At 41.9% G+C, this 12,316-nt stretch carries 15 protein-coding genes; 12 read left to right on the top strand and 3 right to left on the bottom strand.

The genetic code is table 11. From position 1 onward, the window contains the following. Positions 1–52: 52 nt before the first annotated feature. The 3 genes from BC659_RS02130 to BC659_RS02120 all read right to left on the bottom strand — a co-directional run bounded on the left by BC659_RS02130 (position 53) and on the right by BC659_RS02120 (position 1,486). Positions 53–424: a nuclear transport factor 2 family protein gene (locus tag BC659_RS02130; RefSeq protein WP_133472932.1), complete on the bottom strand. Its 372-nt coding sequence runs from the start codon at positions 422–424 to the stop codon at positions 53–55. A 145-nt stretch (positions 425–569) separates the two neighbouring features. Beyond that, a complete protein-coding gene (locus tag BC659_RS02125) occupies positions 570–1,064 on the bottom strand; it encodes a metallophosphoesterase family protein (RefSeq protein ID WP_133472931.1) in 495 nt (164 codons plus the stop codon). Continuing rightward, positions 1,061–1,486, bottom strand: a complete 426-nt coding sequence (locus tag BC659_RS02120; protein WP_133472930.1) for an NUDIX hydrolase — start codon at positions 1,484–1,486, stop codon at positions 1,061–1,063. The genes BC659_RS02125 and BC659_RS02120 overlap by 4 nt, the downstream gene beginning before the upstream one ends. A gap of 233 nt (positions 1,487–1,719) precedes the next feature. On the opposite strand from BC659_RS02120, the gene BC659_RS02115 reads away from it, so the two are divergent. The 12 genes from BC659_RS02115 (at position 1,720) to carA (ending at position 12,250) form a co-directional block, all read left to right on the top strand. After that, complete coding sequence (locus BC659_RS02115; RefSeq protein WP_133472929.1) at positions 1,720–2,877, top strand: homogentisate 1,2-dioxygenase; 1,158 nt, start codon at positions 1,720–1,722, stop codon at positions 2,875–2,877. A 113-nt stretch (positions 2,878–2,990) separates the two neighbouring features. Beyond that, on the top strand, positions 2,991–3,371 hold the full coding sequence (locus BC659_RS02110) for an iron chaperone (RefSeq protein WP_133472928.1): 381 nt from the start codon (positions 2,991–2,993) through the stop codon (positions 3,369–3,371). A gap of 188 nt (positions 3,372–3,559) precedes the next feature. Continuing rightward, positions 3,560–3,964, top strand: a complete 405-nt coding sequence (locus tag BC659_RS02105) for a hypothetical protein (protein ID WP_133472927.1) — start codon at positions 3,560–3,562, stop codon at positions 3,962–3,964. 116 nt (positions 3,965–4,080) lie between these two features. Then, entirely contained in the window at positions 4,081–6,882 is a 2,802-nt protein-coding gene (locus BC659_RS02100; protein ID WP_133472926.1) for a TolB-like translocation protein, read from the top strand. A 128-nt stretch (positions 6,883–7,010) separates the two neighbouring features. Beyond that, entirely contained in the window at positions 7,011–7,229 is a 219-nt protein-coding gene (infA, locus tag BC659_RS02095) for a translation initiation factor IF-1 (protein WP_026752042.1), read from the top strand. 66 nt (positions 7,230–7,295) lie between these two features. Next, entirely contained in the window at positions 7,296–7,412 is a 117-nt protein-coding gene (gene ykgO / locus BC659_RS02090) for a type B 50S ribosomal protein L36 (protein ID WP_026774906.1), read from the top strand. Between the two features lie 66 nt (positions 7,413–7,478). Then, complete coding sequence (gene rpsM / locus BC659_RS02085) at positions 7,479–7,859, top strand: 30S ribosomal protein S13 (RefSeq protein ID WP_133472925.1); 381 nt, start codon at positions 7,479–7,481, stop codon at positions 7,857–7,859. A gap of 179 nt (positions 7,860–8,038) precedes the next feature. Then, positions 8,039–8,449: a 30S ribosomal protein S11 gene (gene rpsK, locus BC659_RS02080; protein WP_133472924.1), complete on the top strand. Its 411-nt coding sequence runs from the start codon at positions 8,039–8,041 to the stop codon at positions 8,447–8,449. Positions 8,450–8,598: 149 nt separating this feature from the next. Beyond that, complete coding sequence (rpsD, locus tag BC659_RS02075; protein WP_133472923.1) at positions 8,599–9,204, top strand: 30S ribosomal protein S4; 606 nt, start codon at positions 8,599–8,601, stop codon at positions 9,202–9,204. A 124-nt stretch (positions 9,205–9,328) separates the two neighbouring features. After that, complete coding sequence (locus tag BC659_RS02070) at positions 9,329–10,330, top strand: DNA-directed RNA polymerase subunit alpha (protein WP_133472922.1); 1,002 nt, start codon at positions 9,329–9,331, stop codon at positions 10,328–10,330. A 128-nt stretch (positions 10,331–10,458) separates the two neighbouring features. Then, positions 10,459–10,995 carry a 50S ribosomal protein L17 gene (rplQ, locus tag BC659_RS02065; protein ID WP_133472921.1) on the top strand — a complete coding sequence of 179 codons (537 nt, stop codon included), beginning with the start codon at positions 10,459–10,461 and terminating at the stop codon, positions 10,993–10,995. A 148-nt stretch (positions 10,996–11,143) separates the two neighbouring features. After that, positions 11,144–12,250 (top strand): glutamine-hydrolyzing carbamoyl-phosphate synthase small subunit, encoded by a 1,107-nt coding sequence (gene carA / locus BC659_RS02060; RefSeq protein ID WP_133472920.1) that lies wholly within the window; start codon positions 11,144–11,146, stop codon positions 12,248–12,250. Positions 12,251–12,316: the final 66 nt, after the last annotated feature.

Below are 12,316 nucleotides of genomic sequence, written 5' to 3'. Positions count from 1 at the left end.
ATTGGATTTTGTGCATTAAAACCAGTCAAATCCGGTCATCCCTACTGGTAAATCATTTATTTACCCTGGAGAAGATTTTACTTACAATCTTCCATTCCCCATTAATCTTCAGCATATTCATATAATCGTAGAGAATAACCGTTTCGGTTTCAATTTTAATTTTTGCATTGGCCGCCGTACCTTCTATGTTGAGCGATTCAATACCAATGGTTCTTTTTCCGGGCCCAGAACCTGCTTTTACACGGGCTATATAATCGGCAATAGGAACATCTTTGAATTCACCGGTACTAATGTCAACATATTTCATGAATGCAGTAGGGTGGAAAGCTTTTTCAACCCGGTCACCAACGCCACTCATATAGTTTTCGAGACATGCTTTTACGGCGGTTTCTTCCGGATTAGATTGCGCTATGGAAACATTCATCAGCGAACAAAAAAAGAAGACCGACAATAATGTTTAGAGAAGAGGAGCTGCATCATGCTGGGATTTTAATATTCTAATTTAAATATCAACCCAATCCTTAATCCTGTTAAATAAGGATGAACGGTTACAATCAGTGTTTACTCTTTTACCGTGTTCCCAATTCTATTACCTGGCAATTTTTCATATCGCCATCTGCCATATCCAGTTTTACCAATGTTCTGATTTTATGCCAACCCTGTTTGCCGGCAGCTCCTGGATTAATGTGCAGGCATTGCATCTTATCATCAAACATAATTTTCAGGATATGTGAATGCCCGCTGATAAATAGTTGGGGCTTTCCTGCCATGATAAGTGGTTTGGATCGGCTATTGTATTTGGGAGGGTAGCCGCCAATATGCAGCATCATCACGTTGATACCTTCACAATTCCACTGAAGTAGTTCCGGATATACAGAACGGATATCCTGTCCGTCTATATTTCCATATACACCCCGAAGCGGTTTAAATTGTCTGAGCTCTTCAGCGAGCGCATCTGTACCAAAATCGCCTGCATGCCATATTTCATCACAATCGGCAAAATGATGAAATACCGCTTTATCCAGAAAACCATGTGTGTCTGAAATGATCCCTATTCTTTTCATAATGCATCCACTTTGTCATCGGCTACAAGCTTTTGAAATAATAACTCAACACCCGGTACCTGTATGGCTTCCTGTCTGAACTCACCGTAACTAAAATAGCGGATGGATGCTATCTCAGCGTCTGCAACAGGCGTGGCTCTCAATGCATAGGAAAAGCATTCCTGCTCCATCATTACAGGTGGCTGTTCACCATAAGCGGGCGCTGAAATATGGCAATACCATTGCAGTTCATGTGGTAAAATAGGTATTGACAGCTCTTCTTTTATTTCCCGGATCAGTGCCGTAACGGCATCTTCAACTTCTTCTATTTTACCACCCGGTAAATAAAAAGCCTGTTTCCTTTTGCTGAAAGCCAGCAGAAGCCTGCGGTTTTCTATAACCACCAGTCCGACAGTGTTTAATTTTTTGACTGCTTCATCCATAAACTTTGCTAATTTCACACAGAGATTGCAACCTATGCCATTTAAACGAAATTTTACTTACTGGATTGATAAACGCAGCTGGAAATATTATTTTCTGATGCTCTCTCTTACACTCGTAGAATACTAATGCTACCTGCGTAAAATCATTTTCTCTGCGGCTCCGCGGTGAACAAAACGCTAAGTTTACCATACAACCTTGAATCCTTTTTCTTGAACCCCATAACTTATATACTATGCCACACTATCATACATTAGGTAATATTCCTCATAAACGTCATACCCAGTTTCGTAAAGCAGACGGAACATTATTTTCTGAACAACTTTTCTCAACAGAGGGATTTAGTAATGATTATTCATTGCTCTATCATCATTATCCGCCTACACAGATTATCCATACAGATGAACCGGTAAATGTGCAGCCACGTGTAGCAGAAGAAAAAATGCTTAAACACAGAAGTTTTGAGGGGTTTCATATACAACCAGAGAACGATTACCTCAAAAGCCGTAAACCGGTTTTGGTAAATAACGATTGCCATATTGTACTGGCGGCCCCACGTGAAAGCATGACTACCTATTTTTACAAAAATGCGGATGCCGATGAAATGATTTTTGTACATGAAGGTAGCGGTGTGCTGATCACACAATACGGACAACTGAAATTTGGTTATGGTGATTATCTGGTAATACCAAGAGGTACCATTTATCAGGTAAAATTTGATACTTCAGCCAACAGATTATTTATTGTAGAAAGCTTTAGTCCGATCCGTTATCCCAAACGGTATGTGAGTAAATACGGACAATTACTCGAGCATGCACCTTTTTGTGAACGCGACATACGTACACCACAGGACCTGCTAACGTATGATGAAGCAGGTGATTTTCTGATTCAGACCAAAAAGAAAGGCGTACAATATGGACTGCATTATGCCCATCATCCGTTTGATGTGGTAGGTTGGGATGGCTACTGTTATCCTTTTGCTTTCAGTATACACGATTTTGAACCTATTACAGGAAGGGTACACCAGCCACCACCTGTGCACCAGACATTTGAAGCACACAATTTTGTGGTATGTAGTTTTTGTCCCAGACTTTACGATTATCATCCTGCGGCCATTCCGGCTCCCTATAACCATAGTAACATTGACAGTGATGAAGTATTGTATTATGTAGATGGTGATTTTATGAGCAGGAAAAATGTTACGAGGGGTATGATTACATTGCACCCTGCGGGTATCCCACATGGCCCACATCCGGGCGCAGTAGAGAAAAGTATCGGAAAGAAAGAAACGCAGGAGTTGGCCGTAATGGTAGATACTTTTCATCCTCTTCAATTAACGATAGAAGCCCTTGAAATAGAGAACCTGGGATATACCATGAGTTGGGCGGAATAGCGAATGGTGAATGGTCAATGGTGAATACTGAGTAGTGAGTAGTGAGTAGATGATTTTAGTAAATTAAACAATAAACTATATTTACTCACTACTGATTACTCACTACTCACTATATGAAATCCTACGAAAACACCGATGCCTATATTGCTGATTTTACTGCTGATAAGCAGCGATTATTGATACAGATGCGGGCGACCATTCGGAAAGCCGCACCAAAAGCTGACGAGAAAATTAGCTATGGTATGCCTTGCTTTTTTCAGGAAGGTAATCTTGTTTATTTCGCTGCGATGAAAAACCATATTGGGTTTTACCCGACTTCTTCAGGCGTGGCCAATTTTACAAAGGAACTGGAAGGATATATTACCTCCAAAGGTGCTATTCAATTTCCTTTAGACAAGCCTTTGCCGGTAAAGCTGATTACCATGATTGTAAAATTCAGGGTACTGGAAAACCTTGAAAAAGCTTCGGTCAAAAAGAAGAAATCCCTAAAATAAATGCGTCTTCTCAGTACTCTTCTGTGGCTTTAGTGGCAATACATATATGGATTCATTGCCATAGAGTGCACAGAACGTTAAAGAATAAGGCTTTTGAAAAAATCTTTCTAAGTTTCTGACTTCCGGTCTTCCGGACTTCTTTTCAATTCAAAAAATCCTTAACTTATGGTCCTAAAACGAATTGCCATATGATTAAATTCAGCAACATTAAAATCGGGGACTACGTATTGGCGGAATATGAAGGTAAAATGTGGGAAGGGGAAGTAGTTCGCCTGAACGGAGATGAAAAACAGGTTTGTGTACAGACAGATGTACAGGAATTCTGGTTCAGTACAGATCACCTTCACCCGCTTCCTCTCGATGAAAATGCTTTATTAAAACTCAGTTTTGCCAGACAGCCCAATGATGACGGTTCGGTAAAGTATATGAAGGGTTCGTTTCGGTTGGTAACACCACAGGCGGGCGATTTTTCAAAAATTGAAATGTGGTACAGAGAAGACAGAAGACATCATCCGGATGTGCATTATGTTCATCAATTGCAGAATCATTATCTCGATATGACAAAGATCCATTTAACGAGAGATCCGATGTAATGGATCACCCCATATAACAGAAGGGCATCCACAGTGATGCCTTTTTTTATTGCTAAGCTTGAAAGACCCATTATTTCAACAATGGGTTTATGTATCTTGTTGATAAATTAAGCTGCATGCGTGCTTCTTTTTTCTTCATCCTTCTTTTTCTTATCGCAGAGCCAACTATGGCACAACGTTTTGGCGGTAACCCCTCCCGTCAGCGCTGGAAACAGATCGATACAGATACCGTGAAAGTCATATTTGCGGATGGGAATGAAAAACAGGCGCAAAAAATAGCCCGTATCATTCATGGTTTACAACAAACAAATGCAGGTAATCTCGGAAAGGGTATGCGTAAGGTAAGTATTGTTCTGCAAGACCGGAGTCTGTTTTCAAATGCCTATGTGGGGCTTGCTCCTTTCAGAAGTGAGTTTTATACAACTGCTCCGCAAAATGCTTTTGAGCTGGGGGCATTCGACTGGGTAAGTAACCTGGCTATTCATGAGTACAGACATGTGCATCAATACGGAAATTTTAATAAGGGCTTATCTAAACTGGCATCTGTTATTCTTGGGCAGGAAGGGCAGGCGGTAGCCAATGCTGCCAGCATACCTGATTGGTTCTTTGAGGGAGACGCCGTATACAGTGAAACAAAACTCACGCAACAGGGCCGGGGTAAACTGCCGGATTTTTTTAATGGATATAAATCATTGTACCGTTCAGACAGGTCATACAGCTATATGAAACTTCGTAATGGTTCTCTGCGCCATTATGTTCCGAACCATTATGATCTTGGTTATTTGCTTGTGTCTTATGGACGTAAACAATATGGGGATGATATCTGGGAAAAAGTTACCGATGATGCCGCCCGTTTCAAACCACTTATTTATCCTTTTCAGGGAGCGGTAAAAAAACATACAGGCATTTCATTCAACAGTTTTGTAAATGATGCACTGGGTTACTATCGCGACCAATGGAAAGCAGAGCTAACAGAAGAACCTTTGTGGATCACAAAAACGGAGAAAAACAATGTAGTGAATTACCGGTTCCCTTATCTGACAGAAGATGGGTCTTATATCACTTTACAGGATAGCTATACACAGATACCTGCGTTCACAAAAGTATATCCGGATGGGCGCACAGAAAGAATCAGGGTTCGTGATATTGCCATCGATCCATACTTTACTTACCGTAACCATACAATTGTTTATACCAGCTACCAACCCGACACCCGCTGGGGTAATGTGGAAAACAATACACTGAAAATCTATGATCTTATTTCTGGCAGAGAACAAATCATACAAACCAAAACACGCTTGTTTTCGCCTGATATTTCGGCAGACATGAAAACAATTGTGGCGGTAGATATGGCTAAAGAAGGAAACAGTGCCGTGGTAAAGGTGGATATAGGTTCCGGAAACACCGATACCCTTCTCATTTCAACAGATAGGGTTTTCTCATACCCAAGATTTGCCGGTGGGGCAGGTGATTTTTATGCAGTTCACCGGCAGGCAAATGGTCATATGGGTATCAGCCGATATATCGATAAAGGCAAAACAGAAAAAACTTTGCTGGCTGCAAGCAACCGGGTGATTGGTTATTTACAGGTGCAGGGCGATACACTCTTATTTACCAGTACCTATCAGGGGCGCGACGAATTGTGGGCGTTAATAGATAAGGGGGATAATGTAAAAGGTCCGTTCAGGCTTGCGGCGTACCCAACCGGGATATACCAGGCGGTACTACAAAACGGGAAGCTGACAGGTGCTGTTTTTACGGCAGATGGCTTTCGCCTGGCATCTTTTGATCCAGTATGGGAAAAAGTAGAACCCTTTCATCAAATGCAGGCTTTGTATGCGGGAAGCGGAATGCAGGCCGGTGACTTTGATTTTGTAAATCAGGTACCACTGCGGAATTTTAATGTTAATCCGTATAAACGATACAACCGGTTGGTTAATATCCATAGCTGGCGTCCATACTATGATAGACCCGAGTATTCCTTTACACTTTATGGTGAGAATGTATTGAATACTTTTTTAACAGAACTAGCCTACACTTATAATGAAAATGAACAGAGCCATAAGCTTGGTGCAGATTTTGCCTATGGAGGCAGCTATGTACAAAGAATATTGGGAGCCAGCAGCACTTTTAACCGTTCAGCGCGTTTAAATCAGGATACCCTATTGCACTGGAACGAACAGGCGGCCTATGCCGGGTTGCGCCTGCCACTGAACTTCACGTCGGGCCGGGAATACAGTAGCCTTGTTTTACAGACAACAATCAATACCAATCAGGTAAAGTGGACAGGGATAGCCAAGAACCTGTTGAAGGATCGTACAGTTCATTATCTCGACTTCAATATTGCGTATAGTGCTCAGTCGCAACGGGCAGTCAGACAAATATTTCCAAGATGGGGGCGGGCTTTGTCGACCCGTTACCGCACAGCTATCGGGAAAACCGATGCATGGCAGCTATTGATCAGTGGAGCATTGTATTTACCCGGGTTGGCCTCAACCCATAATCTGGTGCTTACCGGTGCTGTTCAGAGCCGCGATACGCTGAATCAGTATATATTCTCGGATAATTTTCCTTTTTCCAGGGGGTACAGGTCTGTGAACTTTCCCCGAATGTATAAATTGGGTATTAATTATCATTTCCCATTGATGTATCCCGACTGGGGTTTCGGGCAACTGGTATATTTCCAGCGGATCAGGATGAATGCGTTTTATGACTATGCACTCGGAAAAAGCCTCAGAACCGGTCGGGAATTTCATTTTGGAGCGGTGGGTGGTGAATTGATGTTTGATACAAAGTGGTGGAACCAGGAGCCGGTAAGTTTTGGTATCCGGTACAGCCGGTTGCTCGACAGGGAGTTCAGTGGAGCAACAACACCCAACTATTGGGAAATAATTCTGCCTGTAGCCCTGTTCAAATGAGTTATATTTGCCTTTATAAGGGGGTAATAGCCAGTATTTTACCCTATTTTCCACAATTTCCGGAATTTTTTCCCCGAAATTTTCATAATTACGTTGCAATCTAATATCTTTGCAGCCCCAAAAATAGTATGTCGAAACAACCACTGATTAAACAAGATGGAGTAATTCTGGAAGCCCTGAGCAATGCTATGTTCCGGGTTAAGTTAGAAAATGGCCATGAAATCCTGGCCACCATCTCAGGTAAAATGAGGATGCATTATATCAGAATTTTACCGGGTGATAAAGTAGGGGTTGAGATGAGTCCATACGATTTAAGTCGGGGAAGAATTATTTTCAGGTATAAGTAAACATTTGCGGAACGCTTGCGGCACTAGCTGAAAGCCGGAAGCAGTAAAGCGATAAATAATAAAGCAATGAAAGTCAGAGCTTCCATCAAAAAGCGCAGTGCAGATTGCAAGATTGTGAAGAGAAAGGGCAAGTTGTACGTGATTAACAAAAAGAATCCCCGTTATAAGCAACGTCAGGGATAGTGAATGTGCCGTTGACTGATCTCAGTTGATGGTGCCAGTATTTAAGTATTAAATTAAAATCAGAATATGGCTCGTATTGCCGGTATTGATTTACCAAAAAACAAAAGAGGCGAAATTGGTCTGACCTATATTTTTGGTATTGGTCGTTCAACAGCTCAGTATATCTTAACCCAAGCTGGTATTGACTTTGATAAGAAAGTACATGAGTGGAACGATGATGAGCAAACTGCTATCCGTAACATCATTAACAATGAGTTCAAGGTAGAAGGTGCTTTACGTAGTGAAGTGTCGATGAATATCAAGCGTCTGCTGGATATCGCCTGCTACCGTGGTTTACGTCACCGTAAAGGTCTGCCGGTTCGTGGTCAGCGTACCAAAACCAATAGCCGTACCAGAAAAGGTAAGCGTAAAACGGTTGCCGGTAAGAAGAAGGCTCCTAAGAAATAAATGATAACATGATGCTGAAATGGTTTCATTTCAGCATCATGCTGTTATAAAAATCCCCTACAGCTTGGATAGTCCACCTCAGGTGGGAAGGAGAGTGTAGAGGTTCCCGATCAGCATCGGGATTTTTCATTGTTAAACGGATCCCGATTATATCGGGACGACTACCTCAAAAAACAAACATGGCAAAACCACAAAAAGCGCAGAACAGTGCAAAAGCTGCTGCCAAGAAAAGAGTAGTAAAAGTAGATGCGGCTGGTGAAGTACGTATTTCAGCTACTTTCAACAACATCATTATCAGCTTTACCAACAAAACCGGTCAGGTAATCAGTTGGAGCAGTGCTGGTAAAATGGGTTTCAAAGGTTCTAAAAAGAACACTCCATATGCAGCTCAGATGGCTGCTGCTGATGCTGCTAAAGTTGCATCAGAAGCTGGTCTGAAGCGTGTTGATGTATTTGTAAAAGGTCCGGGTGCCGGTCGTGAAGGAGCCATCCGCTCTATTTCACAATCAGGTATCGAAGTTACTTCTATCAAAGATGTAACCCCCTTACCACACAATGGTTGCAGACCTCCTAAGCAGAGAAGAGTATAATTGAATGTAGGATATCTGATGGCTGATATAGGATTTGTTTTATACATCCGACATCAGCCATCAGACATCCTCAATTTGAATAGGGTTCGGTATCAATTTTAGATTTTTAAGATATCGGATCGTCATTAAAAAATCGCAAAACAAAACAAATGGCACGTTACACTGGTCCAAAGACCAAAATCTCCAGAATCTTCGGTGAGCCTATCCTTGGCAATGGCAAATGGTTAGGTAAAAACAGCAACCCTCCAGGTCAGCATGGTGCTGCCCGTAAACGTAAAAGCCTTGGCGAATACGCTTTACAGTTGAGAGAGAAGCAAAAAGCAAAATACACTTATGGTGTTCTGGAGCGTCAGTTCCGCAAAACATTCGAAGAGGCTTCCCGTATCAAAGGTGTTACCGGTGAAAACCTGATCAAACTCCTGGAAGCACGTCTGGATAATACCGTATTCCGTATGGGCTTAACAGCCAGCCGTCCTGAAGCCCGTCAGCTGGTAAACCATAAACATATCACTGTAAATGGTGAAGTAATGAATGTACCTTCTTACTCTTGTAAGCCAGGTGATATCATTGCCTACAAACCAAAAAGTGCAGACAATTCTTCTATCGTTAGCAAGACCCGTGGTAAAAACCCCAAGTTTAGCTGGCTCGACTGGAATGAAGCAGAGAAGAAAGGTACTTTTATTACCTATCCTGAGCGTGAGAATGTTCCTGAAAATATCAAGGAACAACTGATCGTCGAATTGTATTCTAAATAGTGAACAGTGAGTAGTCAGTAGTAAGTAAATCAATACTCTCTACTGACTACTCACTACTCACTCATAGTTATCCGGAAACCAATAATGGGTTCCGCCACCATCAAGTAAAAAATAAAGTTTTAATATGGCCATATTAAGCTTCCAGAAACCCGACAAAATCGTTTTACAAAAAGCAACTGATTTTGAAGGTCAATTTGAATTCCGTCCATTAGAACCAGGTTATGGTCTTACCATCGGTAATGCACTGAGAAGGGTATTATTAAGTTCTTTGGAAGGATATGCTATCGTAGGTATCAAAATCGAAGGCGTAGACCATGAGTTTGCTACCATGAAAGGTGTAACAGAAGATGTTACCGAAATCATCCTGAACCTGAAGCAGGTACGTTTCAAGAAGCATGTAGAGCATGATGTAGCCACTGAAAAAATCAACCTTTCTATCAAAAACCGAACTGAATTTACAGCCGGTATGTTAGGTGAGGTATCTCAGCATTTTCAGGTAATGAATCCTGAACTGGTTATTTGTACCATGGATTCTTCTGCCAAAATGGATATTGAACTCACCATTTCACGTGGTCGTGGTTATATTCCTGCTGAAGAGAATAAAGTTAAAGATGCTCCTTTCGGATATATCGCTATCGACTCTATTCACACACCTATCAAGAACGTTAAATACGGTATTGAAAACTATCGTGTGGAACAGCGTACCGACTACGAAAAACTGATCCTTGATGTAGCTACCGATGGTACCATCCATCCGGAAGATGCAGTAAAACAGGCATCACGTATCCTGATTCAGCACCTGATGATCATCACCGATGAAAACATCACTTTCGATAACAAAGAAGATAAGAAAGAAGATGTGGTTGATGAGCATGTATTACAACTGCGTAAAGTATTGAAAACACCACTTGAAGACCTCGATCTTTCAGTACGCGCCTTCAACTGTTTGAAAGCTGCTAAGATCAATAGCCTGAGTGAACTGGTTCAGTACGAGCAGGAGGACCTGATGAAATTCAGAAACTTCGGTCAGAAATCACTCTCAGAAATTGAGCAGGTATTAACTGAACGAGGTCTGAGCTTCGGTATGGATCTTAATAAATTAGGGTTGGATAATTTAGACAATTAAAACAGGCCAAGAGCCATGAGCTATGAGCTGCGAGCATTATCTGCTCATCGCTCATAGCCCAAAGCTCAAAGCTTTTTCATCACACTCTGCAATTCCTGACACGGTGCAGGGTATAAAAACAACAAGTCATGCGTCACGGAGACAAAATCAACAACCTGGGTCGTAAGAAAGCACACAGGGAAGCATTACTGGCCAACTTAGCAAGCCAGCTGATCACGCACAAACGTATCGTTACCACACTGGCCAAAGCCAAAGCATTGAGAACATACGTAGAGCCACTGATCACCAAAACCAAGAAGTCTGATAACAAGGAAACCATTATGCACCAGCATAGAGTGGTATTCAGCTATCTGCAGGATAAATCGGCTGTGAAAGAATTATTCACAGTAGTAGGTCCGAAAGTAGCGAGCCGCCCCGGTGGTTATACCCGTATCCTGAAACTCGGCATTCGTCCAGGTGACAATGCAGAAAAAGCAATGATTGAACTGGTAGATTTCAACGAAATCTATGGTAAGAGCGCTGCTCAGGCTGCTGAACCTGCTAAGAAAACACGTCGTAGCCGTGCTACAACCAAGAAAGCCGAAGCGGCTCCTGCTGCCGAAGCTACTGTAGTTGAAACACCTGCTACTGAAGAAACTACTTCAACTGATAAAGCAGCTGAATAAATTGAAAAAACAGTTTCTATATAAAAAAGCAAGACTTAACCGTCTTGCTTTTTTTATGTATTGACGGATATATGACCGGGTGTGTGAAACTTATTCCGGTAGATTAACCAACAATTCTTTTTTTTGCACCGTAAAACCGTAAACAATTATGCCCCAATCGAAACAACCCGCCATCCTGGTTCTGGCCGATGGTCATGTCTTTTATGGACATGCATTTGGTAAAACAGGTACCACTACGGGAGAGATCTGTTTTAACACCGGTATGACCGGTTATCAGGAAGTTTTTACTGATCCAAGTTATACCGGACAGGTATTGATTATGAATAACGTGCATATTGGTAATTATGGCGTGAAAGGAACCGATGTAGAAAGTAATAGTGTAAAGATTCATGGACTGATTGCCCGTAATCTTGAGGAACAATACAGTAGAATGCTGGCTGATAACAACCTGAACGATTACCTGGTTTCGAATGGTATTGTGGCCATCGATAATATCGATACAAGAGCACTTGTGGCGCATATCCGTACCAAAGGTGCCATGAACTGTATCATTTCATCTGAGACCATGGATGTGGAAGAACTGAAGAAAAAACTGGCAGATGTACCTGATATGGATGGCTTGGAGCTGGCCAGCACAGTAAGTACAACCGAGGAATATGAAATGGGTGATGCCAATGCTGCTGTTAAAGTTGCCGTTCTCGATTTCGGTGTTAAGAAGCATATCCTGCAATGCTTGGTAGACAGAGGAGCGCATATACGTGTACATCCTGCCAAAACACCATTGAGCAGATTGAAGGAATTTAATCCGAACGGTTATTTCATTTCCAATGGACCTGGTGATCCGGCAGCTATGGATTATGCAGTAGCGACTGTAAAAGACCTTTTGAATGAAAATAAGCCGGTATTCGGTATTTGTCTGGGTCATCAGTTACTGGCACTGGCCAACGATATTCCTACCTTTAAAATGCACCATGGTCATCGTGGACTGAACCATCCAGTGAAAAATATCATTACCGGACAATGTGAGATTACTACACAGAACCATGGATTTGGGGTAGATCCGGAAGCAGTTAAGAATCACCCCAATGTAGAGATTACACACGTAAATCTTAACGACCAGTCAATTGAAGGTATCCGATTAAAAGATAAACCGGCATTCAGTGTGCAATACCATCCTGAAAGTACACCGGGGCCGCACGATAGCCGGTACCTGTTTGATAACTTTCTTGATATGATCAAAGAGCGTATGAACTGATCGAATATTTTGACCTGATCATGACGGCCACAGTATAGCAATATAGTCTGTGGCCGTTTTTTTTAT

This window comes from Sediminibacterium goheungense (genome assembly GCF_004361915.1).
Classification (GTDB): Bacteria; Bacteroidota; Bacteroidia; order Chitinophagales; family Chitinophagaceae; genus Sediminibacterium; species Sediminibacterium goheungense.
The sequence above is the reverse complement of the archived record's forward strand: the minus strand, read 5'-3'. Positions and strand labels throughout refer to the sequence as shown.

What these genes read in the sequence shown, in the direction of transcription:
- infA (WP_026752042.1), top strand. Translation starts at nt 7,011, where the DNA reads ATGTCGAAACAACCACTGATTAAACAAGATGGAGTAATTCTGGAAGCC.
- BC659_RS02110 (WP_133472928.1), top strand. Translation starts at nt 2,991, where the DNA reads ATGAAATCCTACGAAAACACCGATGCCTATATTGCTGATTTTACTGCT.
- BC659_RS02105 (WP_133472927.1), top strand. Translation starts at nt 3,560, where the DNA reads ATGATTAAATTCAGCAACATTAAAATCGGGGACTACGTATTGGCGGAA.
- carA (WP_133472920.1), top strand. Translation starts at nt 11,144, where the DNA reads ATGCCCCAATCGAAACAACCCGCCATCCTGGTTCTGGCCGATGGTCAT.
- BC659_RS02115 (WP_133472929.1), top strand. Translation starts at nt 1,720, where the DNA reads ATGCCACACTATCATACATTAGGTAATATTCCTCATAAACGTCATACC.
- rpsD (WP_133472923.1), top strand. Translation starts at nt 8,599, where the DNA reads ATGGCACGTTACACTGGTCCAAAGACCAAAATCTCCAGAATCTTCGGT.
- ykgO (WP_026774906.1), top strand. Translation starts at nt 7,296, where the DNA reads ATGAAAGTCAGAGCTTCCATCAAAAAGCGCAGTGCAGATTGCAAGATT.
- BC659_RS02130 (WP_133472932.1), bottom strand. Translation starts at nt 424, where the DNA reads ATGAATGTTTCCATAGCGCAATCTAATCCGGAAGAAACCGCCGTAAAA.
- rpsM (WP_133472925.1), top strand. Translation starts at nt 7,479, where the DNA reads ATGGCTCGTATTGCCGGTATTGATTTACCAAAAAACAAAAGAGGCGAA.
- BC659_RS02120 (WP_133472930.1), bottom strand. Translation starts at nt 1,486, where the DNA reads ATGGATGAAGCAGTCAAAAAATTAAACACTGTCGGACTGGTGGTTATA.
- BC659_RS02125 (WP_133472931.1), bottom strand. Translation starts at nt 1,064, where the DNA reads ATGAAAAGAATAGGGATCATTTCAGACACACATGGTTTTCTGGATAAA.
- BC659_RS02100 (WP_133472926.1), top strand. Translation starts at nt 4,081, where the DNA reads ATGCGTGCTTCTTTTTTCTTCATCCTTCTTTTTCTTATCGCAGAGCCA.
- rplQ (WP_133472921.1), top strand. Translation starts at nt 10,459, where the DNA reads ATGCGTCACGGAGACAAAATCAACAACCTGGGTCGTAAGAAAGCACAC.
- rpsK (WP_133472924.1), top strand. Translation starts at nt 8,039, where the DNA reads ATGGCAAAACCACAAAAAGCGCAGAACAGTGCAAAAGCTGCTGCCAAG.
- BC659_RS02070 (WP_133472922.1), top strand. Translation starts at nt 9,329, where the DNA reads ATGGCCATATTAAGCTTCCAGAAACCCGACAAAATCGTTTTACAAAAA.